We start from the raw sequence: 21,835 nt of genomic DNA on the forward strand, positions 1-21,835 counted from the left end.
GAAAATATTGACCAGTTGGTGACGTTATTCCGCATGAGTGCTATGCTCTTAAAAAAGAGGAGGAATCGAATGTCATCAGCCTTTCAAGCAGGTGTCCGTGCCTGTCTACCCACTGTCCTCGGATATATCGGCATCGGCTTCTCAGCTGGGATCGTCGGTCGTGCCTCCGGCTTATCCCCTCTTGAAGTCGGATTCATGTCCGTCTTCATCTATGCCGGCGCCGCTCAGTTTATCATCACGAGTCTCTTACTATTAAATAGTCCTGCTTCTGCCATCATTCTGACGACGTTCATCGTCAATCTCAGGCACTTGTTAATGAGTCTGACGCTTGCGCCACATGTTGAGACACGTCATCTCCGCGACCGCCTCGGTACCGGAACGCTACTAACGGATGAGTCGTTCGCTGTCGCGATGAACACTGCGCAAAAAGGGAAGCTCTCCCCGTCCTTCATGCATGGCTTGAATCTGACTGCTTACTTCAGCTGGATCGTCGCAACCGTTCTCGGCGCCCTTGTCGGCAGCTGGTTTCCTGATCCTGAGCGCTTCGGTCTCGATTTTGCCCTGACAGCGATGTTCATCGGCTTATTGTACTTACAGTTTGAAGGGGAACGTTCCCGTATTGCCGTGAATAGTTGCCTTTTACTGATTGTCTTACTATTGCTTTACATAACCATGCGCTACTTTTCTCCAGAAGTCGCCGTTCTTTGCGCGACGCTCGGTGGCGCAAGTATAGGAGTCGTGATCACACGATGGAAATCCGCCCAGAATTAATTGCTCTTTTTTTAGCTTGTGGACTCGTCACATGGATTCCACGCGTCTTACCGTTTCTCGTCCTTCATGGACTGACGTTACCGCGCCTCGTAACAGAATGGCTCTCGTTCATTCCGGTCTGCCTGCTTGGAGCCCTCTTTTTTCAGAATCTCCTCATCGCTCAAGATGAGGCGTTTCCGACGGTTTCGACGCTTCATGTCTTCGCTGCCCTCCCGACCATGGCGGTCGCGATTTTCAGTAAAAGTTTATCCTGGACGGTCGTGACTGGTGTTATCACGATGGCGTTTCTACGATTGTATCTATAAGCAAGTCATTCATCTTTAGCCTATTTCGATGCATCTCTTGTGTTATCCTTATAATAGAAATAAATGGATAGTGAAGGAGGTCCTGATATGCCAAATAAGCAGTTCATACCCTATTTGATATTGCTGTGCGCCATTTTTCTAATCGCGAGTCAAATGGATCTACCTTATATGCTAAAACAAGGACTGGTCGTGCTGTACGTCGTCGCCTATTTCGGTACGATGATTGTTTCTCGCAAAATGAAGGTCAGGGATCATAAACAATGACTCGAAAAAATCTCCTCTGGTCTTAAGAGACTAGAGGAGATTTTTGTGTTCACGTATTTGCTTGTACGTCCTGATAATCCGATTGATGTTCAAACTCTTTTTTCGCAAACGGACATAACGGTAACAGCTTGACGTTTGCTTCTCGTGCCCAGTTGACGATCTCGGCAACGAGTTGTTCCCCAATCTGTTGATTGCGGTGCGCGGGATCGACGTATGTGTGATCAATGATCCACATGCCGTTGTTCGTGTCGCTATAAGTGATTTCCCCAATCACTTCACCTTCCTGATGGACTTCGATTTTACGTTCCGCTCGTTTCAGCTCCATTTGCTTCCCTCCGTTCGTAAGATAAGGCGCCGCTCGGACAACCGTCGACGACCCGCATGACGTCTTCGACCGGCGCCCCGTCCGCTTCAATCCACGGACGCCGCTTGACATCAAAGACAGTTGGTAGACTTTGTACACAATGACCAGAGTGAATGCAGACTTCCGAATCAAAATAGACCGTAATCTCTTTGCCTTCATATCCTTTTTTCATGATGTATCGTCTCCCTTTCTTTGTACTCTTGTATCTTTCCACATCCTTGACTCAATCCCTGTCGACGCTATGAAAAAAGCACTTCCGGACAGAAGTCCAGAAGTGCTTGAGTTGGATTAGAACAAGACCATGTACTGATCGCGTTCCCATTCCGTGACTTGCGTCCGGAACATATCCCATTCGATTTCTTTCAATTCAACGAAGTGTTCTGCGATGTGATCGCCGAGAGCGTGCATGACGACGTCATCCGCTTTCAAGACTTCGAGTGCGTGGCTGAGTGTTGATGGAAGATCATCAATTCCGTTTGCAACACGTTCCGGTTTGTCCATGACGTAGATGTTACGGTCGATTGGAGCCGGTGCTTTCAAGTTGTTCTTGATTCCGTCAAGACCTGAAGCGAGCAATGTCGCAAGCGCAAGGTACGGGTTCGCTGCTGGGTCGACTGAACGAACTTCGATCCGAGTCGAGAGTCCACGTGCTGCAGGAACACGGACGAGTGGTGAACGGTTACGTGCTGACCATGCGACGTAGCAAGGTGCTTCGTAGCCAGGAACAAGACGTTTGTATGAGTTGACTGTCGGGTTACAAACCGCCGTGAACGCACGAGCGTGTTTGAGGATACCTGCCGTGAAGGCACGTGCATCATCCGACAATTGCATGTCTTCGTTGCCTTCATCGAAGAAGACATTCTCGTTGCCTTTGAAGAGCGACATGTTCGCGTGCATTCCTGATCCATTGACACCGAAGAGTGGTTTTGGCATGAATGTCGCGTGCAAGTTGTGCTTCGCAGCGATCGTCTTGACGACGAGTTTGAACGTTTGGATGTTATCCGCTGTCGTGATCGCATCCGCATATTTGAAGTCGATTTCGTGTTGACCTGGAGCAACTTCATGGTGTGATGCTTCGATTTCAAAGCCCATGTTCTCGAGCTCGATGACGATCTCTTTACGGCAGTTTTCGCCGAGGTCGACTGGTGCGAGGTCGAAGTATCCACCTTGGTCGTTCAATTCAAGTGTCGGACGACCTTTTTCATCTTTCTTGAAGAGGAAGAATTCTGGCTCTGGTCCAACGTTGAATGATGAGAAACCGAGCTCTTCCATCTCTTTAAGTACCCGTTTGAGCTGACCACGTGGGTCTCCTGCGAACGGCGTGCCATCCGGATTGTGGATGTCACAGATTAAACGTGCAACTTTCCCTGTTCCATCTTCTGTCCATGGGAAGACGACCCATGTGTTCAAGTCTGGGAAGAGATACATATCTGATTCTTCGATCCGGACGAATCCTTCGATCGATGAACCATCGAACATCATTTTGTTATCAAGTGCTTTTTCCAATTGGCTTACTGGAATCTCAACGTTCTTGATCGTTCCGAGGATATCTGTGAACTGTAAGCGAATAAAGCGTACATCCTCAGCTTTAGCGATTTTCAAAATGTCTTCTCGTGTAATGTTGCGACGTGTCATGTGACAAATCCCCTCTCCGATTCGTTTTTATATGGTTACAGGTCCTTACTTGAAGAAACGCCCGAGCTCACCTTGGATGAGCGACGTCTTTCCATGTCGTCCTGCTTCCTTCAATTCATTTTTCAGGAGTTTATACAATTCGCCGTCAGATAGTTCCGGGCGCGTCTCGACGACGCTCTCCGCAACGCGTTCGCGTTTGACGAGATCGTTTTCAAAAATCAATTTGATCCCTGCGATATTCAGTCCCTGATCCAGGTATTCCTTGATCGACAACAAGCGATCGACATCGTTGAACGAATAGAGGCGACGCTTCGTCTCTGTCCGCTCCGGTTTGATCAGTCCTTGTTCTTCGTAGTATCGGATCTGGCGGGCAGATAACGCGGTCAACTCTTGAACGACTCCGATGGGAAATAGTGGCTTGGACTGGCGTGATGAGTCTGCCATGTGGTTCCTCCTTTTTCCTTACTCCATGAGAATAAACCTCTGTCAGGCAACTTGTCAAGCGATGTAAGAAAAGTTAACACAACTTTTTTAATCACTTTACATGAAGTCGTTCAGAGGTCTTTTCACGAGATATTCTAGTATTAAACGTTTTTTTCTGGAATTAATTGTTTTTCCATCAAGTGATTGACGGCTGAGATGATGGCAATCTTAACGTGGCTATACGTCAAACCACCTTGGACGTACGCGGTATAGGGCGCACGGATCGGACCATCCGCTGACAACTCAATCGATGATCCTTGTACGAATGTTCCTGCTGCCATGATGACATCGTCCGCATATCCCGGCATATAATCCGGAATCGGTAACGCATGTGCATTGACGGGTGAAGCAGCTTGAATCGCTTGACAGAAGGCAATCATCGGCTCCGGCGCATGGAACGAAACCGATTGAATCAAATCCGTCCGTTCTGCCGTATGATGCGGTGCCGTATCAAAGCCGAACTGACCGAGCATGCTCGACGTGAACATCGCGCCCATCAACGCTTGGCTCACCGTATGTGGTGCCATATAGAAACCTTGATACATATCCGGAAGTGCCGATAACGATGGACCGGCTTCGGCGCCAATCCCTGGCGTCGTCATCCGGAACGATGCCCGTTCGATCAAGTCCGTTCGACCGACGAGATAACCGCCAGTCTTCGCAAGACCACCACCCGGATTCTTAATCAACGACCCTGCCATCAAGTCTGCCCCGACGTGCGTCGGTTCGATTGTCTCGACGAATTCACCGTAGCAGTTATCGACGAAGATCAGTACGTGCGGATGGACAGCTTTGATGGTGGCGATCGCTTCTCCGATCTCGTTGACCGGCAGACTACGTCGCGTCGCATAGCCTTTTGAACGCTGAATCCCGACGACCTTCGTCTGCGGTGTGATCCGTTCGAGAACGGCCGGTACGTCGATCGTCTCGGCGTTTTTCATCTCGACGACATCATACTGGACGCCCAGTTCCTTTAATGAACCGCGTCCGTCACCACGAATTCCGACGATCTCTTCAAGCGTATCGTATGGTTTTCCTGTGATATAGAGCAATTCGTCTCCTGGCAATAACAAACCGAACAACGCGATACCGATCGCATGGGTTCCGCTAATGATTTGCGGACGACAAAGACCGGCTTCCGCACCGAAGACATCGGCATAGATCCGTTCGAGCGTATCGCGTCCTTCATCGTTGTAGCCGTAACCTGTTGACGGCATGAAGTGAAAATCACTGACCTTGTGACGTCGGAACGCATCGAGGACACGGAATTGATTGTATTCCGCGACCTCTTGCGCTTTCTTGACGTACGGGGCGATTTGTTCCTCCGCCCGGTCAATGAGCGGACGGAGCGTTTCGTAATGGGTTAATTCTGAAAACATGTTTACACCTCGTATTGTTTCAATGTCGCGTATAGACGCGTATCTTTACGCAAGTAACCTTTTAGAATGACGGAACCATCTTCTTCGAACGATTCCTTCAAATTCATCATGACTTCTTTCGCCGGATTGTAATGGGCAAATCCGTCAACTGGAATGCGAATCTCGAGATACTCGAGGATTTCGCTGATCGAACGTTCGATCTCTTCGATCAAGCGCTCGATATCCTGCGGGTCAAGCGCAGAAATCAGCAGTTTTCCACCTGTGAACAAGCGGTTCAATTGATCCTTCTTGTTGTAGACTTCCAGTTGCGGAATGTCACCGGCACCGAGTTCATCGAGGACATCGTTCGTCGTCTGCATCTGATTCAAGTAATGCTCACTCGACGCATCAACGACATGGAGGATCAAGTCGGCTTCCAGCACTTCCTCGAGTGTCGAACGAAACGCCGCGATCAACTTCGTCGGGAGATCTTGAATGAAACCGACCGTATCCGTCAGGAGGATTTGACCACCTTCCGGCAAATCGACTTGACGTGTCAACGGATCAAGCGTCGCGAACAACTCATCCTTCTCGTATGTGTCGGCTTGTGTCAACCGGTTGAAGATCGTTGATTTGCCGGCATTCGTATAACCGACGAGCGCGATTTGGAATGTCTGGTTCTCTTTGCGACGTTCCCGGTAACGGGCACGGTGCGCGACGGATGTCTCGAGTTGTTTCGAGATCTCATCGACCCGACGCCGGATATGACGGCGGTCCGTCTCGAGTTTCGATTCACCTGGTCCACGCGTCCCGATTCCGCCACCAAGACGTGACAGTTGTGTTCCCTGCCCGGCAAGACGTGGTAAGAGATAACTCATCTGTGCCAGTTCGACCTGCAATTTCCCTTCGCGTGACTGGGCTCGACCAGCGAAGATATCGAGGATCAACTGCGTCCGGTCAATCAATTTGATGGCTTCCGGGTCCGACAAGGCGATCCGGATATTCTTCATCTGACCGGGCGTGACCTCGGCATTGAATATGATTAAATCAGGTTCAAGTTCGTCTGCTAAAGCAACGAGTTCTTCAACCTTTCCTTTTCCGATGAACGTACGGCGATCAATCGCTTGTCGTTTTTGATCCAGACGACCGACGACGACACCATGCGCAGTCGTTACGAGTGCTTCGAGCTCCGCGACCGATTCTTCATAGACATGGTCCGGGACACCGGGGAGCTGGCAACCAACGACGATGACGCGTTCTGACATAATATCATTCCTTTCACGAGTAAAGACGTACTGCGCCCTTTATCATACCACAGGCACCGGTTCGTCTGAACTTTTTTGGACAGGAAACATCCGTTCGGTTTATGATGGAAGAAAGATTACGATAAGGGGAGGAAAACCATGGCACGCGAACAGTCGTATACGCTTCCAGAGTTCATTGAACGCTATTTGTTTTATCTAACGACAAGTGGACGGCAACTTTCGACCGTCCGCCGCTATCGCTATGATTTAATCGAAGTCCATCGCTACATGACCGATGTCGACCAACCACTCGAGACGATCGACGATTTCAAGGCGATTTCGATCGAGACGTGGAAGACGTTCATCAATGAATACTTGATCGAAGAGAAACTCTACCAGCAAGCAACGGTTGCCCGGATCGTCACCGTCATCAATCAAGTCAATTATCAGATTCGACAAACGAAGGCGAAGCTGATTGAATACGCACAACCGACGCACGAATTGACGGCAAAACACGTCGCTTCCTTCAAGGAATATGAACAATTGGTCCGGACGAATCAATCCGATCGCGGCTTGACGGAACATCAATTGAAGGCACGTCCGTATTTGATCGATCGAAACGAATTGATTCTCCGTCTGTTTTATCGTTACGGTCTACGTGTCCATCACATCATTGGTTTGAAGATGCACGATCTCAATTTCGCTCAGCAAGAGATGACCGTTCATGACCGACTCGGCAACCGTTACCTGCTTCACCTCGAGCGGGAAGATCAAGACATCATGTTGCGTTACTTGAAGACGATTCCGGAGCCGGTCCGCCCCCGTTATAACAGTACCGACCCCTTTTTCGTCGCCTTCGACTTCGCTCGGATGACATTCCGCTGGGTCTACAGCAAAAATGCACCGAAGCAACTATCGATCGTCATGATCACGAAGATGATGCGTCAGCTGAATGAACGGTCCGATAACAAGCGGATCTTGACGCCGTCGATGTTACGCAACAGTTTCATCTTAAAAACGTATCAGGACGAGATGACGAAGGAAGAACGTCTGCAGAAGACATGCCTCTATAAGGATGTCTCGCTCCGACGTTATGAAGAGGCGGTCGAGGAACTGACACCGTTGTTGTAAAAAAATCATTAGGCTTGGATGTGACATAGATGACGATTCGAATGACTTATGATCAAGAAGCAGAAATGGGATATCTATATCTCTTCCCAGAAACATTTACTCCCGCGATTGAAGAAACTGACGAGCTAGAAGAAAATGAATTCCTCAACGTAGACGTTGATCAAGAGGGACGCATCGTCGGAATCGAATTTTTCAATGAAGAAGCGAATGTGATCCGCGCCGTCCATTCACAAGCATTCTTATACGCAGAACATACAGATCGTTTCTCGCTCCGATTGCAAAACACGATTCCGAAAAGTTCGTGTCACCTCCAAGGAGTTACGTTCTACTTTGCTGAAACCGATCATACCGGATTCATCGGACTTGATATCCTTGACTTAGAACGATATCTTGTCGACGTTCTTCGTACGCTTGCTCAGCCAGCGTATAAATAATGAAGTGAACAAAAAAAGACGACCCCCCGGTCGTCTTTTTTACTTAGCGAGAGACTTCTTGTGTCTCTTCTTGCTCATATAACGTCACGTTGCGCGCTGGTGCGAACGTCGAGATCGCGTGCTTGTAGATCAACTGCTGTTTGCCTTCGGACTCCAAGATGACCGTGAAGTTATCGAATGACTTGATCAGCCCCCGTAATTGATACCCGCTGATTAAGAAAACCGTTGTCGGGACTGCATCTTTCCGTAATTGATTTAAAAAGACGTCCTGAATGTTGTATGTCGCTTTCATGATTCCCCGTGCCCCCTCTTTTTATCTGTTTCTGTCTTCGGGCAACTCTTATTTAACCGCTTTCAGAAACTCTACAGTTCTATCATAGATAATTTTGAACGTTTCTTCAAATGAAAACTTTCCCATATCCACCCAAACGCCATCAAATTGGTGACGGAACCACGTCAATTGACGTTTAGCGAAGCGTCGCGTGTTCCGTTTCAGCATATCGACGGCAGGATCGAGTGGTGCCCCGTCAAGGACCGGTAACATCTCTTTATAACCAATCGCTTGCAACGCCTTCGTCTGACGGTACCCGGCAGCATCAAGACGCGCCACTTCCTCAAGAAGCCCACTTTCGACCATCATATCTACTCGCTGATCGATCCGATCATACAAGCGATCCCGGTCTTCCATGTGTAGGACGAACAGTAGACTCTCGTAAAGTGCAGGCTTACTACCGGTCGTTTGTGTCTGACCCGTCCGCGCGACCTCGATTGCCCGCACGACCCGCTGAATGTTATTCGGATGAATCGCTTCGGCACGCACCGGATCAAGTTCCTTCAACTGATCATGTAGCGCGTTCGCTCCATGTGTCGCTGCATACGCTTCGAGTTCAGCTCGTAAGGCTGGATCTTCTGCCTGCTCGGTGAACTGATAATCATATAAAATCGAACGGATATAAAGCCCTGTTCCACCGACGATGATCGGTAACTTCCCCCGACTTGCGATCTCATCGATCGTCGCTCGGGCAACCGTCTGGAAACGCGCTACACTCATCTCATCATCCGGTGTAACGAGATCAAGCAGATGATGCGGCACTCCTTCCATCTCTTCGGTCGTCACTTTTGCCGATCCGATATCCATCCCTTGATAGACTTGGACCGAATCTCCGGATAACACCTCTCCGTTTAGTCGTTTGGCTAGTTCAATGCCCGTCTTCGTTTTTCCGACTGCCGTCGGTCCGACGATGACGATGACTGGTTGTTTCTTCATTTTTCTTCACCCATTCTCTATCTTTTCATTCTGATTCGAGTGTACCACAGCCACTTACTCGGATTAAAAAAATCAACAAAAAAACCGCCCTCCTTGGACGGTTCATGTTTGCTCGTCTTATACGCGACGGATGAAATCGTCATAGATGGCACTAAAGATGCACCACCCACAAATGACGACGCCTGTCAGCATGATGCCCCAATCTGCCATGGTCGTTCCTCCTCTAGTCATCGTTATTCTCTCTTTTGACGGTTTGAACGGTTTGTAAACCCTTTCGAGCAGGTTTGACACCAATTCTTGGAATCAGTATGATAAAAGTACGATTGGTACGTAGCGCGGAGGCTGACCTGCATCGGCTTCCTATTAGAGGCACTGCCTCTCGATTCCATGTCTTGTGCTTGCACGAGACGACATAGGGAGAATTCGTTCTTCCAAGCGACAGGTCCGGCATCATGCCCGGGCCTGTTCTGCGTACCAGTATATTATTTCGAAAGGAGCCGATTGTCGTGCGTATTCAAATCATTGGTGGATCAGGCACCGGAAAAAGTACACTGGGCGCCTTCATCGGGCAAGCTGAACAGATTCCCTGGATTGATACAGACCATTATCTTTGGAAAGATACGACGTTCACTGAAAAGCGAGACGTCTCCGAGCGATTTTCCATGTATGAAGCAGATCTTATGTCTTACAACGATTACATCGTCTCCGGTTCTGTCTTCGCCTGGCATCCGGACGGTTTCATCAATCGGGACTTGCTTGTCTTCCTGTCGCTCGACGAATCGGTTCGGATGGAACGTCTCATCGCACGCGAAGCAGCACGATACCCAGATTTTACAGGCTCCAATGAATTCCTTGACTGGTGCCGGACGTATCACACGGCGACGGATCCCACGATGATCGGTACATTTGCGGAACACCAGTATCAGATGGATCAATCGATTTCCCCGATTCTCATAGTAGATGCTTCGTTGCCGACACAATTTCAGTATCAAAAAATAATCGAGACATACGATCGATTGTCGCTTTAGAAAAAAACAGCCTCATCTGTTCAAGCGAGCTAATTGTTTCTCGATACTGAGGTATCCATTTTTTAAATTTAAGGCAGTACACGTAAGCATTACTTACATTAAAAAAATCTCCCAGTCCATGAGATCGGAGGCGAGGAACAAAAGATTACCCGAAGTTCAATCACTTGTGTATGAATGAGAACTTTTGTCTATTCGATGGGCATCCATATTTCGATAAGATCATCCGCTCCGCCCTGCCCATGGATATAGCGTTCAAAGTCGACCGCATCCCGTAGCGTTACACCTGGAACACGTACCAACTGTTCATACGTAGATGAAATCATCGAGATCCCTCCATCGACTATGGCAACGATATAATTCCCTTTCGTTAGTTCGACACGGCACGTATCTTCCTCCGCTAACAAATCCGTCATCCCAGCGACATAACCGTTTTCCTGTGTGAGACAGACGCCATAGGACTCATCCGTCGTCAGATTTGGTTGAAGCTTCGTCCACAAATGTGGAATTTCTTCTAAAGTTCCTGCATATCCGTAGACTGGAATTGCTTCATTCAATGTTTCATATCGAACTTTCATGTCGTTCTCTCCTGATTGCATTAGTCTAATCTGTTTCTCGATTCGATGAAGCTGTTCAATTTCTGATTGAACTTCATCTAATCTTGTTTCAAGTAACATTTCGACCGGTAGACCGGACTGAATTTGTTCTAAACTGAGTCCAATCTGACGCAAGCGTTTGATTTCGCTCAAACGTCGGATATCTTCCATCCCGTACATCCGATATTGATTACCGGACCGTATGGGGTGGACCAACCCACGTTCTTCATAAAATTTGATCGCTTTTACCGACAAACCGGTTACATGTGCGACTCTTCCAATTGGAATCATCTTTTCCCCACCTCCTCCTTTCACTGTACAGTCGTACCTGAGAGGCAGGTCAAGCCTTACTTTTCTGGAACTTGAATACCGACATATATAGTGGTTGTCGTCTTGCATCGATCCCCCTCTACTTCATAGAGAACAATACCCGGTTTAACTCTGCCGAAATAAGTTCCGTAATTTTTAGCTCGATGAACCGCTCGACGTCGTTTGTTCTACATCACGGACCACGTCAATTCGGTCTTTTGGTTTGACAAAGATCCGTTGAAGATCATTTACTTCCGGTAGTTCAAAATAGGCACATCTCTTTTGACTGCCTCTCCTCATGTCAATTTTCATAAAAAAAGACCCACTTTCGTGAGTCTTAGAGTCTTAATACATATCTTTTTGTGTGAAGTTCCAGAACGCAACGATTAGCGCTGCGACTGTCCAACAGCCAAGGACAGCGAGTGAGAACGGAAGCGTCATCCCCTCGATTGGTGGCGCTTGTCCATCGAGGTAATTGATCAGTCCGAAGTTGACGTTGACGAGATATTTCGAGCTCGTCCAACTTGAACCGAGCGTCGTCAGTAACGTACCGGAAATCAAGACTGCCATCATGATCCCGATCCCTGTCGCTGTGTTTTTAACGAGAACAGAGACCATCAAGGCGATCGTTCCGACGACAGCTGTGACGATCCACGCTAGACCGACTGCCATCAAGAGGTACTCCCACATCGGTAACGTATGCACGAACTCGGTCGAGAACGTACCGCTCGGTGAGGCTTGGAACCCGGTCAAGATCGGTGCGGTCCATCCGTCATAGCCGAGGACGATCCCGGATATCGCATAACAGACGGCGACGGTCAATGCCATCAGCATCGACGTATAGAGTAACACCGTCAACCATTTCGCCATCAGGATCTTCCAGCGCCGGACTGGTCGCGACAGTAATGTCTTGATCGTTCCGTCATTTTGCTCCCCACTGACGATATCCGCCATGATGACAATGATGAACAGCGGTAAGATCAGCGTCAATCCTTGCGAGAAGAAGATTCGGATGAACGTCGGGGCTCCCGGATAGTTCGGGTTGATGTCATTATCAAGATAGTATTGATTCTGTTTTAGGTCAAACTCAAGGAACTGACGGAACTCATCTTGAATACTGCTAGAAGCAAGACGGTTCTGCGTGTCGACGATGTCTTGTTGTAACTCAACCCGCCAATCGAGCGTTCCCTGCTTTTTGATTTGTTCCTGGATGTCTCGGTACTGTGCGTACGTAAACATCGAGACGAGGACGACGAGAATGATCGCAACGACAGCAAAACGACGTTTTGAAGCAATTTTCGTCACTTCATTTCGTACGAGACCGATCATGTTCGGATTACGCAATGTGATCGCCTCCCGTTAACGTGATAAACAGATCTTCGAGCGTTTGGACTTTCCGTTCAATCGTCCAGACTTCGACACCTGCTTCGAGCAGCTGCTTATTGAGCGCTGGTGTCTTGCTTGCATCCATCAAAGTATGAACCGTATTGGCATCGACGACTTCGGACACTTGGACTTGATCCGATGCTGATAAAATCTCATTTGCTTTAAAGGCATCATCGACACGCCAGTCAACGCCTGGTGCGAGCGACTCGACCAGTTCCTTGACCGTTCCGACTTGAACGATTTTGCCATAACTCATGATCGCAACTCGATCGGCAAGCATTTCGATCTCAGCCAAGATATGACTCGAGACGAGGACCGACAGTCCCGTTTCCTCGACGAGCCGGCGGATGAATTGACGTAAATCCCGAATCCCCATCGGATCGAGACCATTCGTCGGTTCGTCGAGAATCAAGACGCTTGGTCGTCCGAGTAATGCTTGTGCGATGCCGAGACGCTGCCGCATCCCGAGCGAGTATGTCCGGACTTGATCATCAACACGCGCCGTCAAATCGACGAGATCGATGACTTCCTGAATCCGGGCATCATCGACATTCGGTAACATCCGGGCAAAGACTTGTAGATTTTCGCGACCCGTCAAATACTTATACAACTCTGGATTTTCAACGATCGAGCCAATCCGCTCCATCGCTTGGACGAACTGTTTGCGGACGTCGAAGTCACAGACCGTGATTTTACCGGACGTCGGTTTGATCAAGCCGACAAGCATCCGGATCGTCGTCGTTTTTCCTGCCCCGTTCGGTCCAAGGAAGCCAAAGACTTCACCTGGTTGGATCTCAAACGAGATATTATCAATGATCGTCTTTTTTCCGATCACCTTTGTTACACCTTCTAATTTCACTGTTGGTTTCACGTCTCTCACCTCTTATTGTCTATTCTAGCGGAATAATGAATCATTTGACTTGTCAGAACACTTCATTTCCGCACATTCTTTCAACTTTTGCTACAATCAGGTTAGAACCTAGAAGGAGGAACGTTCATGAAGCGATTACGCTGGCCCCTGTTTTTAACCGTCTCACTCGTTTTGACGGCAATCTTTGGATACGGCTTCGTCAGTGCCTATAGTGACGTCGTCAACCCACCAAAACGTGCCGTCCTGACACCTACGAAGGAAGAGCCTGTCAAAAAAGGCGGGACGTACGTCGCGCTTGGTGATTCCTTGACACGTGGTGTCGGAGCATCAAACGGCAATAGTTACGCCGCGATCGTCGGACGCGATCTTGTCAAAGATAACACTGTCGAGCGCTTCCAGAATCTTGCCGTCAGTGGTGCCCGGACGGAAGATTTACTGAAACAACTAGAACAAAAAGAAGTCTTACGTTCAATCAAACAAGCAAAAGTCATCTCGGTGACGATTGGCGGAAATGACTTATTCAACCGTGGTGAAGGCGTCGCGAACTTCAATGCGAAGAAGACAGCCGAAACCGTCACGACGGCACAAGCGAACTTGAAAAAGACGTTCAGTATCCTACGAGAACAAAATCCGGATGCTGTCATTTTCTACGTCGGGCTCTATAATCCTTTCCGCGCGACGGAAAACGGTGAAGCATTCGATGCCATCGTACAAGATTGGAACGCAAAATCACGGACGCTCGGTATCGAGTACGACGTCGAGATCATCGACACATTCAATCTCGTGCGTGACGTCAAACGCGATTTGTCGAGTGACCAATTCCACCCGAACGATTCTACCTACGAAGAGATTGCAAAAGCTTCCTTACTTGCTGTCAACAAACGTTTCTAACAATAAAAGCCGCCATTTAGGCGGCTTTTTGTTCCGATTCATTTCAGACGTTTCGCAAGAGAGACGAGCCCCCATTGGAGCGGCAACCGTGTCCAAAGCAACCAAGACGGAAGACGTTTCCCATTAATCGGCTTTGGATTGACTGCCATGTTGACGTTTGCGGGTAAGACAGCATATAAGAAGGCAGGAAGAGTCTTACGAACGAGGTGCACCCCTTTTCCTGTCAACAACATGACACCGTAAGCGATTTCGATGACCCCTGTCACTTGGACGAAGAAGCGCTTGAACGGAATGAACGACGGCATGATGCTGACGAACCCTTTTTCATTGCGGAAATGACCAACTCCCGCAAACAGTAATCCTGCTCCATAGACTAGACGCAATAGCATTATGTTCCACACTCTCTTTCTGTTAATGAAATATATGTTCGAGACAGCTTCAGTGTATCGAAATGACCTGATTATCTCAACTTTTAGAAATTGTCGTCGAATTATGGGGAATGATGAGTCATTTCGGAATGTCTCCCGTAATCAGAGAAGAGGTTGCTTCATTTGCTATGATGAAGTCAGAAATCATACAGAGAGGAATGATGACTTATGGCTGGAAAAACGAAAGCACTTTTACCTGGATTGACTGGAGGCATCATCGGCGCGGTCTTGACGGCTACGGTTGCCTTTCCGATCCTACTCGATCAAGAACAACAGGTCGCTGATACACCACTTTCAAATGGTATGCCAAAACAAGTCTCAACGACGACGAATGATCCGGTGACGAACGCAGTCGCCACGGCTCAAAAATCAGTCGTGACCGTAACGAACTATCAAACGGGCAACTCAATGTCGCAACAAGAAGCAGCGGCTGGTTCAGGGTCCGGTGTCATCTATAAGAAAGAGGACGGCAAAGCATACATCATTACGAACCATCACGTCGTCGACGGGGCATCAAAACTCGATGTAACGTTGAATGACGGCAAGACGCTCTCGGCTAAACTGCTTGGTAGCGACGAAACCTATGACTTAGCAGTGCTTGAAGTTGACGCAAGCGATGTTCCGGGCGTCATCACACTTGGGAAATCAGCGGACTTAAAAGCCGGACAAACGGTCCTTGCAATCGGTAACCCGCTCGGTGAGTTCCAAAACTCCGTCACACGCGGAATCGTCAGTTCGAAAGACCGGACCGTACCGGTCGATACGAACAGTGATGGACAAGACGATTTCAATACGACAGTCATTCAAACGGACGCTGCCATCAACCCAGGGAACTCGGGTGGTGCCTTGATCAATGAACAAGGACAACTCGTCGGAATCAACTCGATGAAAATCGCTGAGTCTGGTGTCGAAGGTGTCGGCTTCAGTATCCCGATCGATGATGCATTACCAATCCTCAAACAGCTTGAAACAAACGGTAAAGTCGAGCATCCGACGCTCGGTGTGTCCTTACAAGACGTCGCGGCGTTCCCTGCCGGTTATCTTAAAGATCAAGTCAAACTACCAGACAGTCAAAAAACAGGTGTCGTCGTCATGTCAGTCGAACCGAACAGTCCAGCTGCTGCGGCTAAACTGAAAACAGGTGATGTCATCACGAAAATCAATGACTCCGAAATCAAAGCATTCGTTGACATCAAAACGGCACTGATCAAATCAGATGGACCGCTCTCCTTGACGATCATCCGTGATGGGAAAACGATGACGGTCGAAACCAAAACAACGACGACCGACCAGCTGTAAAGCTTCAGCCTGACGTTTCGTCCGCCTTCCTTTTCGGGTATTGTTTTAGAACAATATCGAATTGGGAGGCTTTTTCTATGTATGACTTAATCGGCATTGGCATTGGTCCGATGAATTTAGGATTGAGCGCACTTGCGCATCCGACAGATTTAAAGACGTTATTTTTTGACGAAAGCGAACAATTTTCCTGGCATCCCGGCATGATGATCCAGGACTCGATGATGCAGACGAGCTTCATCTCCGATCTCGTCACACTCGCCGATCCGACAAGTTCGTTTTCCTATCTCAATTACTTACGATCGATTCACCGTCTCCACACGTTTTACTTCTATGAAAAACTTCTGATTTCAAGACAAGGTTACAACGATTACTTACGTTGGGTCGCAACACAACTTGAAGATCTCCGCTTTTCGACACGTGTCATCGACGTGCAAGACACCGGTGATAGTTTTGAAGTCCTCGTCGAAGATGTCTCGACCGGTAAACGCGAAACGTTCGAAGCACGAAACGTCGTCATCGGCACTGGTTCAAAACCCGCCATCCCAGATACGTTTGACGAACGCGTCATCCACAATACGCAATATGTCATGAACAAGGCAGATTTACTTCAGCGCAACAAAATCAGCATCGTCGGCTCCGGTCAAAGTGCCGCCGAGATTTTCCTTGATCTCTTGACGACGCCTGCTCCAGAGCGTCCTGAACTCGAGTGGATCGCGCGTTCGACACTGTTTGAGACACTTGAGACCGGCAAACTCGGAGAAGAAATTTTTTCACCGAGCTACGTCACGTATTTCAACCAACTTCCACTCGAAGTACGACAAGAGTCGGTCAAGAAGTTTGCCCGCTCTCAGAACGGTATCAGTCCGGAGACACTTCAATCAATCTATGCCCATCTCTATGATTTGACGGAAGAGGAACAACGACAGGTCGCGATCCGCGCGAATCTCGAAGTAAAAGAAATCACCTATGATGAGCGGTTCACGATTGCGATGCAACATCAAGAACTTGAGGACGAGCGCTCGTCTGTAACAGATGCCGTCATTGCAGCAACTGGTTTTTCGCCATCCCTTCCGAGCTTCATCGACCGACTTGATATTGTATTCGAAGCACCGAATGCCTGGAAAGTCGATGCCGACTACCAAATCGTGCGTTCGGTCGAGACAGCCCATCATCTTTACGCAACTGCTAATTTAGAGCTGTCACACGGTCCGGCTGCGGATAATCTCGGGATGTCCGTCTCGCGGAACCAGTTGATCTTGAACGCTGTCGCCGGTACGGAACTGTATCCGGTCGAACGACATGCGACGTTTACGACGTTCGATTGAGTCACTAAACCAAACGAACGAGGAATGGCGCGCGCCACTCCTCGTTCGTTTTTCGTTTTACGGTTTTTTCGTCAACTCTAGTGCAGCCAGCAATAGCAACGTGGCTTGAACTCGTGTCACACCTGTTTTAGCGAGCAACAAATGAAAGGCAATCAACCAGTTGACCTCGTCTGAAAATCGATTCCGTGCCCGCTCCCGGTCGACGATCCGGGTCACGTAAATCCAGTCGACACGTTCCATTGTAGGCAGTAACGCAAGAATCGGCATTAAACGATCCCAGATGATGATTTCTCTTCGCTCTAACAGTTCCCGCCACGCAATGATTCGTTCCTGTTGCGCTGAAGGATCTGGATGCGCCGCTAAGATTTGCGCCGTAATGACACGTTCACTCGTCCGTTCCATATATTGCGCGAGCCATTCTTCCGATGTATCGACACGCTCTAAAAATTCCTCTGGTAATGGCTGCTGTTCAAGCAAGGTCGATGTCACGACGTACTGTTTCGCGGCATTCAAATGAGGTCGTGTCGCATGTAATCGTTCCATATAAGGGAACGCATCAATTCCTTGTCGACGGTTCAGCACTTCGTTGAGTGCAAAAAATGGGCGAACTCCTTTATCACGAATCAAGCGATGTTTAATCTTCTTTTCCGCAACGATGATTTCTTCGATGAGAACATCGGGATCTGTGCTATTTAATTGAACATGGGCAACGAGCAACGGTGTATAGCGGCTCCGAAGTGCTGAAAAACGCGACGTCTTATGTTTGATCGTCCGCATCAGCCGTTCGTAGACAGTTTGTTCAAAAACGGTATCATGAATCGTGTAGGACAGTGCAAAAAAACGATGGAAATCATGTGACGATTCCTCCCGCAAGACGGGATAACTCTCATCATAGTTCTCACAGAATTGACCGTACATCCTTCCACCTCGCCTTCTTTTATATAAATCGTTTTCCCTAAAATTGGCTTGTACAACCTTATTTTTAGACGAACAAAAAAAGGCGACAGAACATGTCCGTCGCCTCTCATTCTTTCAATTCGATTCAAACTCGTTGTCTCTCTAACAGACGGGAGAAGTAACCACCTTGATCCATTAGTTCATCATGTGAGCCTTCTTCGACGATGCCGTCCTTCGTGACGACAAAAATCTTATCGGCATTTCGAATCGTTGCTAAACGGTGGGCGATAACGAGCGTCGTCCGGTTCTCAGACAGCTCGGCAAGCGACTCTTGAATCAGTGCTTCCGTTTCTGTATCAAGCGCAGACGTCGCTTCATCAAGAATCAGAATCGGCGGGTTCTTGAGGAACATCCGCGCAATCGCGAGTCGTTGCTTTTGCCCACCCGACAATTTGAGTCCCCGTTCGCCGATTTGTGTCGCGTAGCCATCAGGTAGATCCGCGATCATCGGACCGAGATGGGCACGTTCTGCCGCTTGCACGATGTCTTCTTGCGTCGCATTCAGATCACCGTAGGCGATGTTTTCAGCAATCGTTCCTGAGAATAAAAAGACATCCTGCTGGACGATCCCGATTTGTTGTCGCAGAGACTCCTTCGTCATCTGCCGAATATCGATTCCGTCAATCGTGATTGCGCCATCTAGAACATCGTAAAAACGTGGAATCAATGAACAGATCGTCGTCTTCCCTGCCCCTGATGTTCCGACGAACGCAACGGTCTGACCCGGTTCGACCGTCAGATTGATATTCTCTAGAATGAGACGATCGGCTTCATAACCGAACGCGACATCCTTGAATGTGATGCCACCGTTCAACCGATCAACGACGAGTGCGTCTGGCGCATCCGGAATTGATGCATCCTCATCAATCATCGAGAGGAAGCGTTTGAAGCCAGCCATCCCTTTTGGATACATCTCAAGTAATGCGGTGATTTTGTCGATCGGCTTCAGCAGGATGTTCATATAAAGAATGAATCCAACGAGCTCTCCGGCCGTTAAAGCTTCGCGATACGTCAAGTACGCACCGACGACTAAGACGGCGAGCGTCATCAAACGGGTCGTCAAGTAAATGCCGGATAGACTCTTACTCATGACCTTGTACGCATTGATTTTCGACTGCCGGAACGTCGCGTTGTCTTTTTCAAAACGCTTGATTTCGTAAGCTTCGTTTGTGAATGACTGAACGACACGGACACCAGAGACACTGTCCTCGACGCGTGAATTGACTTCCGCGATGTTACCATACATCCGGTCCCACGATTTATTCATCCGGACGTTCGCATAGCTGATCAGCCAGATCAGGAATGGTACAGCGATGATTGTCACGAGCGCGAGTGGTACGTTGATCGTCAACATGATCGAGAATGCACCAAGCAATGTCATGACGGCAATGAAGGCATCTTCCGGACCGTGATGGGCAAGTTCCCCGATATCAAACAAATCATTCGTGATCCGACTCATGATATGCCCCGTCTTCGTATTGTCGAAGAAACGGAACGACTGTTTCTGCACATGGCTGAACAGTTGACGACGCATATCGGTCTCGATATTGATCCCGAGCTTATGCCCAAAATAGTTGACGACGAACTGCATCAACGTACTGATGATGTAGAGCGCTAATAGTCCGACGCTGACGAGGATGATCCAGTTCATCTCACCGTTTGGCAACAATGAGTCGATGAACCATTGGACAGCGAGTGGAAAAGCAAGTTCTAAAACCCCGACGAATAAGGCAGATATGAAATCGAGCCAGAATAATCGTTTGTGCGGGATATAATACTGATAAAAACGGCGTAACATGTGTAGCCTCCTTCCTAATACTCCTAGTGTACTTGAACTTTTTTGAAAATACTCATTCTACCTATTCGTTTTTTGAAAAACGGTATTACAGTTTTCCAGACAAAAATTATATTTTTAAATCAGGGGAATCAGCACTTTTTATGACAAAATGGTAACAACGATTTTCACCTATCTATTGGAAGGAGCTATGTCACGTGAAAAAGACTGTTCTCGCACTCACGACGCTCGCTTTGATCGGTACCACGGTTCCGGTTTCAGCCGCGTCAACGACACTGACTTTGACGGATAACGTCAACATTCGCACGGCTGCCTCGACTTCCGCGAAGGTCATCACGACGCTAAAAAAAGGTACGAAGCTGACAGCTGTCAAGAAAGTCAACAGCTGGTATGAAATCCGCTATCAGTCCAAACCAGCCTTCATCACTTCAGCATATGTCAAAACGACGACGGAAAAGGCTCCAACAACTACGACCTACATAACGAACACCGATGCCGTCAACATTCGCCAAAAAGCAACGACGAGTTCGAAATCACTCGGAAAACTGGCAAAGAACACAATCTTATCTGTTAAGAAAAAAACAGGAGATTGGTACCAAATCACGTATAAAAAGCAAACGGCTTACGTCCATGCGACGTTAGTCAGCAAAAAGACGTCGAACGTCACGACAGACTCCAAGCCACCAGCGACGACTCCCGTCAAAAAAGTCGTTAAAGCGGTTGATCGATCGAAAGTCTACACGGTCAATGCGAAGGAAGGCTTGAACGCACGGACTGCTGCAGCGACGAACGCAAAAATCTACAAGACATTACCGCATCAGACGGTGCTCGATGTCACAGGTGCCGTTGATTCGTGGTACCAAGTCAAGCTTGACGGAAAAGAAGCATATGTCGCTTCGACCTATGTCAAAGCTTCAACAAAAGCATCACCACCAACAACACCGACGACTCCCGGAGTCTCTTTGACGCCAGTTGATGCCTCGAAGACGTATCGCGTCAATGCACCAACCGGGCTGAACGTCCGCACATTGCCTTCGACGTCGTCTAAAGTCTTCACACAAGTCGGACACGGTTCGACAGTCAATGTCACAGGTGAAACGACAGGTAAAGATAGCGGCTGGTACCAGATCAAGATCGGAACGGGTCTCTACTATGTCGCGAAGAGTTACATCACGACGGGATCCGTCACGACGACGCCTCCGGTCACTCCGACGACACCTCCTGTGACGACCGTTCCTGGTTCGACATTGATGGAACGTGCCATCTCGATTGGTCAACAATATCTCGGTACACCATACGTCTGGGGATCAAGCAACCCCGTTAATGGTGGATTCGACTGCTCTGGATTCATTAACTATACGTTGAATGCCGCTGGCTATGCAGTCGGACGAACGAACGTCAACGGCTACTGGAACGATGATCGGTACCTCGGAGCGAAGTTATCAAAATTACGTCAACCGAAGCGCGGCGATATCATCTTCTTCGAAAACACATATGCTGCTGGTCCGACGCATATCGGAATCATGCTGAACAACGATCAGTTCATTCATGCCAATACACCGGCACTCGGCATCAGCCGTGTATCGGAACGTTACTGGACACAAAAACTGTTAGGGTTTAAATCACTTTAAACATTTCCTCATCCATCCCTTAGGATGGATGTTTTTTGTCTTCTCACTTTACTTTGGGATATACTG

23 protein-coding genes are annotated in these 21,835 nt (G+C 48.4%); 9 read left to right on the forward strand and 14 right to left on the reverse strand.

Annotated elements, in window-relative coordinates; all coding sequences use genetic code 11:
• The first annotated feature begins 69 nt into the window (after positions 1 to 69).
• A complete protein-coding gene (locus tag KNQ06_RS09290; RefSeq protein WP_214804478.1) occupies positions 70 to 771 on the forward strand; it encodes an AzlC family ABC transporter permease in 702 nt (233 codons plus the stop codon).
• Positions 750 to 1,076: an AzlD domain-containing protein gene (locus tag KNQ06_RS09295; RefSeq protein ID WP_064300204.1), complete on the forward strand. Its 327-nt coding sequence runs from the start codon at positions 750 to 752 to the stop codon at positions 1,074 to 1,076. The genes KNQ06_RS09290 and KNQ06_RS09295 overlap by 22 nt, the downstream gene beginning before the upstream one ends.
• A 313-nt stretch (positions 1,077 to 1,389) precedes the next feature.
• On the opposite strand, the gene KNQ06_RS09300 is transcribed toward KNQ06_RS09295, so the two are convergent.
• The 6 genes from KNQ06_RS09300 to hflX all read right to left on the reverse strand — a co-directional run bounded on the left by KNQ06_RS09300 (position 1,390) and on the right by hflX (position 6,445).
• Positions 1,390 to 1,665 (reverse strand): GNAT family N-acetyltransferase, encoded by a 276-nt coding sequence (locus KNQ06_RS09300; protein WP_149427043.1) that lies wholly within the window; start codon positions 1,663 to 1,665, stop codon positions 1,390 to 1,392.
• Positions 1,640 to 1,876 (reverse strand): (4Fe-4S)-binding protein, encoded by a 237-nt coding sequence (locus tag KNQ06_RS09305; RefSeq protein WP_058713286.1) that lies wholly within the window; start codon positions 1,874 to 1,876, stop codon positions 1,640 to 1,642. Before KNQ06_RS09305 ends, KNQ06_RS09300 begins: the two co-directional genes overlap by 26 nt.
• A gap of 116 nt (positions 1,877 to 1,992) precedes the next feature.
• The gene (gene glnA, locus KNQ06_RS09310) at positions 1,993 to 3,339 is read right to left on the reverse strand and encodes a type I glutamate--ammonia ligase (protein ID WP_023467759.1); all 1,347 of its coding nucleotides are present in this window, start codon (positions 3,337 to 3,339) and stop codon (positions 1,993 to 1,995) included.
• A gap of 45 nt (positions 3,340 to 3,384) precedes the next feature.
• The gene (locus KNQ06_RS09315; protein WP_023467758.1) at positions 3,385 to 3,783 is read right to left on the reverse strand and encodes a MerR family transcriptional regulator; all 399 of its coding nucleotides are present in this window, start codon (positions 3,781 to 3,783) and stop codon (positions 3,385 to 3,387) included.
• Between the two features lie 140 nt (positions 3,784 to 3,923).
• Positions 3,924 to 5,201 (reverse strand): methionine gamma-lyase family protein, encoded by a 1,278-nt coding sequence (locus tag KNQ06_RS09320; RefSeq protein WP_029341241.1) that lies wholly within the window; start codon positions 5,199 to 5,201, stop codon positions 3,924 to 3,926.
• 2 nt (positions 5,202 to 5,203) lie between these two features.
• The gene (gene hflX, locus KNQ06_RS09325; RefSeq protein ID WP_034785946.1) at positions 5,204 to 6,445 is read right to left on the reverse strand and encodes a GTPase HflX; all 1,242 of its coding nucleotides are present in this window, start codon (positions 6,443 to 6,445) and stop codon (positions 5,204 to 5,206) included.
• 138 nt (positions 6,446 to 6,583) lie between these two features.
• On the opposite strand from hflX, the gene KNQ06_RS09330 reads away from it, so the two are divergent.
• Complete coding sequence (locus tag KNQ06_RS09330; RefSeq protein ID WP_047391156.1) at positions 6,584 to 7,555, forward strand: site-specific integrase; 972 nt, start codon at positions 6,584 to 6,586, stop codon at positions 7,553 to 7,555.
• Positions 7,556 to 7,584: 29 nt separating this feature from the next.
• A complete protein-coding gene (locus tag KNQ06_RS09335; protein ID WP_149427041.1) occupies positions 7,585 to 7,989 on the forward strand; it encodes a DUF2283 domain-containing protein in 405 nt (134 codons plus the stop codon).
• Positions 7,990 to 8,032: 43 nt separating this feature from the next.
• On the opposite strand, the gene hfq is transcribed toward KNQ06_RS09335, so the two are convergent.
• Both hfq and miaA read right to left on the reverse strand, forming a co-directional pair.
• Positions 8,033 to 8,281 (reverse strand): RNA chaperone Hfq, encoded by a 249-nt coding sequence (hfq, locus tag KNQ06_RS09340; RefSeq protein ID WP_023467753.1) that lies wholly within the window; start codon positions 8,279 to 8,281, stop codon positions 8,033 to 8,035.
• Positions 8,282 to 8,329: 48 nt separating this feature from the next.
• Positions 8,330 to 9,256 carry a tRNA (adenosine(37)-N6)-dimethylallyltransferase MiaA gene (gene miaA, locus KNQ06_RS09345; protein WP_029341237.1) on the reverse strand — a complete coding sequence of 309 codons (927 nt, stop codon included), beginning with the start codon at positions 9,254 to 9,256 and terminating at the stop codon, positions 8,330 to 8,332.
• Positions 9,257 to 9,762: 506 nt separating this feature from the next.
• Here miaA and KNQ06_RS09350 point away from each other — a divergent pair.
• Positions 9,763 to 10,284: a P-loop NTPase family protein gene (locus KNQ06_RS09350; protein ID WP_149427040.1), complete on the forward strand. Its 522-nt coding sequence runs from the start codon at positions 9,763 to 9,765 to the stop codon at positions 10,282 to 10,284.
• A gap of 188 nt (positions 10,285 to 10,472) precedes the next feature.
• Here KNQ06_RS09350 and KNQ06_RS09355 read toward each other — a convergent pair whose 3' ends face one another.
• The 3 genes from KNQ06_RS09355 to KNQ06_RS09365 all read right to left on the reverse strand — a co-directional run bounded on the left by KNQ06_RS09355 (position 10,473) and on the right by KNQ06_RS09365 (position 13,443).
• Positions 10,473 to 11,168 (reverse strand): MerR family transcriptional regulator, encoded by a 696-nt coding sequence (locus tag KNQ06_RS09355; protein WP_215148070.1) that lies wholly within the window; start codon positions 11,166 to 11,168, stop codon positions 10,473 to 10,475.
• A gap of 363 nt (positions 11,169 to 11,531) precedes the next feature.
• A complete protein-coding gene (locus KNQ06_RS09360; protein WP_023467749.1) occupies positions 11,532 to 12,530 on the reverse strand; it encodes an ABC transporter permease in 999 nt (332 codons plus the stop codon).
• Positions 12,523 to 13,443 (reverse strand): ABC transporter ATP-binding protein, encoded by a 921-nt coding sequence (locus KNQ06_RS09365; RefSeq protein WP_029341234.1) that lies wholly within the window; start codon positions 13,441 to 13,443, stop codon positions 12,523 to 12,525. Before KNQ06_RS09365 ends, KNQ06_RS09360 begins: the two co-directional genes overlap by 8 nt.
• Positions 13,444 to 13,569: 126 nt before the next feature.
• On the opposite strand from KNQ06_RS09365, the gene KNQ06_RS09370 reads away from it, so the two are divergent.
• Positions 13,570 to 14,334 carry an SGNH/GDSL hydrolase family protein gene (locus KNQ06_RS09370; RefSeq protein WP_023467747.1) on the forward strand — a complete coding sequence of 255 codons (765 nt, stop codon included), beginning with the start codon at positions 13,570 to 13,572 and terminating at the stop codon, positions 14,332 to 14,334.
• Between the two features lie 38 nt (positions 14,335 to 14,372).
• On the opposite strand, the gene KNQ06_RS09375 is transcribed toward KNQ06_RS09370, so the two are convergent.
• The gene (locus KNQ06_RS09375) at positions 14,373 to 14,723 is read right to left on the reverse strand and encodes a DoxX family protein (protein WP_029341233.1); all 351 of its coding nucleotides are present in this window, start codon (positions 14,721 to 14,723) and stop codon (positions 14,373 to 14,375) included.
• 207 nt (positions 14,724 to 14,930) lie between these two features.
• Between KNQ06_RS09375 and KNQ06_RS09380 the strand changes: the two genes are divergently transcribed.
• The gene (locus tag KNQ06_RS09380) at positions 14,931 to 16,061 is read left to right on the forward strand and encodes a S1C family serine protease (protein ID WP_214724554.1); all 1,131 of its coding nucleotides are present in this window, start codon (positions 14,931 to 14,933) and stop codon (positions 16,059 to 16,061) included.
• 77 nt (positions 16,062 to 16,138) lie between these two features.
• Positions 16,139 to 17,386, forward strand: a complete 1,248-nt coding sequence (locus KNQ06_RS09385; RefSeq protein ID WP_047391148.1) for a lysine N(6)-hydroxylase/L-ornithine N(5)-oxygenase family protein — start codon at positions 16,139 to 16,141, stop codon at positions 17,384 to 17,386.
• A gap of 57 nt (positions 17,387 to 17,443) precedes the next feature.
• On the opposite strand, the gene KNQ06_RS09390 is transcribed toward KNQ06_RS09385, so the two are convergent.
• Together KNQ06_RS09390 and KNQ06_RS09395 are read right to left on the reverse strand one after the other, a co-directional pair.
• Entirely contained in the window at positions 17,444 to 18,304 is an 861-nt protein-coding gene (locus KNQ06_RS09390) for a DUF4003 family protein (protein ID WP_064300209.1), read from the reverse strand.
• A 124-nt stretch (positions 18,305 to 18,428) separates the two neighbouring features.
• The gene (locus KNQ06_RS09395) at positions 18,429 to 20,141 is read right to left on the reverse strand and encodes an ABC transporter ATP-binding protein (protein WP_215148072.1); all 1,713 of its coding nucleotides are present in this window, start codon (positions 20,139 to 20,141) and stop codon (positions 18,429 to 18,431) included.
• A 194-nt stretch (positions 20,142 to 20,335) separates the two neighbouring features.
• Here KNQ06_RS09395 and KNQ06_RS09400 point away from each other — a divergent pair, with 194 nt between their 5' ends.
• The gene (locus KNQ06_RS09400) at positions 20,336 to 21,769 is read left to right on the forward strand and encodes an SH3 domain-containing protein (RefSeq protein ID WP_214724550.1); all 1,434 of its coding nucleotides are present in this window, start codon (positions 20,336 to 20,338) and stop codon (positions 21,767 to 21,769) included.
• The last annotated feature ends 66 nt before the right edge of the window (positions 21,770 to 21,835 follow it).

The sequence above is a fragment of the Exiguobacterium sp. s91 genome (assembly GCF_018618915.1).
GTDB lineage: Bacteria > Bacillota > Bacilli > Exiguobacteriales > Exiguobacteriaceae > Exiguobacterium_A > Exiguobacterium_A abrahamii.

Bases quoted from the DNA above. Each gene is read 5' to 3' on its own strand.
- KNQ06_RS09290 (WP_214804478.1), top strand. From the start codon at position 70: ATGTCATCAGCCTTTCAAGCAGGTGTCCGTGCCTGTCTACCCACTGTC.
- KNQ06_RS09295 (WP_064300204.1), top strand. From the start codon at position 750: ATGGAAATCCGCCCAGAATTAATTGCTCTTTTTTTAGCTTGTGGACTC.
- KNQ06_RS09300 (WP_149427043.1), bottom strand. From the start codon at position 1,665: ATGGAGCTGAAACGAGCGGAACGTAAAATCGAAGTCCATCAGGAAGGT.
- KNQ06_RS09305 (WP_058713286.1), bottom strand. From the start codon at position 1,876: ATGAAAAAAGGATATGAAGGCAAAGAGATTACGGTCTATTTTGATTCG.
- glnA (WP_023467759.1), bottom strand. From the start codon at position 3,339: ATGACACGTCGCAACATTACACGAGAAGACATTTTGAAAATCGCTAAA.
- KNQ06_RS09315 (WP_023467758.1), bottom strand. From the start codon at position 3,783: ATGGCAGACTCATCACGCCAGTCCAAGCCACTATTTCCCATCGGAGTC.
- KNQ06_RS09320 (WP_029341241.1), bottom strand. From the start codon at position 5,201: ATGTTTTCAGAATTAACCCATTACGAAACGCTCCGTCCGCTCATTGAC.
- hflX (WP_034785946.1), bottom strand. From the start codon at position 6,445: ATGTCAGAACGCGTCATCGTCGTTGGTTGCCAGCTCCCCGGTGTCCCG.
- KNQ06_RS09330 (WP_047391156.1), top strand. From the start codon at position 6,584: ATGGCACGCGAACAGTCGTATACGCTTCCAGAGTTCATTGAACGCTAT.
- KNQ06_RS09335 (WP_149427041.1), top strand. From the start codon at position 7,585: ATGACGATTCGAATGACTTATGATCAAGAAGCAGAAATGGGATATCTA.
- hfq (WP_023467753.1), bottom strand. From the start codon at position 8,281: ATGAAAGCGACATACAACATTCAGGACGTCTTTTTAAATCAATTACGG.
- miaA (WP_029341237.1), bottom strand. From the start codon at position 9,256: ATGAAGAAACAACCAGTCATCGTCATCGTCGGACCGACGGCAGTCGGA.
- KNQ06_RS09355 (WP_215148070.1), bottom strand. From the start codon at position 11,168: ATGATTCCAATTGGAAGAGTCGCACATGTAACCGGTTTGTCGGTAAAA.
- KNQ06_RS09370 (WP_023467747.1), top strand. From the start codon at position 13,570: ATGAAGCGATTACGCTGGCCCCTGTTTTTAACCGTCTCACTCGTTTTG.
- KNQ06_RS09375 (WP_029341233.1), bottom strand. From the start codon at position 14,723: ATGCTATTGCGTCTAGTCTATGGAGCAGGATTACTGTTTGCGGGAGTT.
- KNQ06_RS09380 (WP_214724554.1), top strand. From the start codon at position 14,931: ATGGCTGGAAAAACGAAAGCACTTTTACCTGGATTGACTGGAGGCATC.
- KNQ06_RS09385 (WP_047391148.1), top strand. From the start codon at position 16,139: ATGTATGACTTAATCGGCATTGGCATTGGTCCGATGAATTTAGGATTG.
- KNQ06_RS09390 (WP_064300209.1), bottom strand. From the start codon at position 18,304: ATGTACGGTCAATTCTGTGAGAACTATGATGAGAGTTATCCCGTCTTG.
- KNQ06_RS09395 (WP_215148072.1), bottom strand. From the start codon at position 20,141: ATGTTACGCCGTTTTTATCAGTATTATATCCCGCACAAACGATTATTC.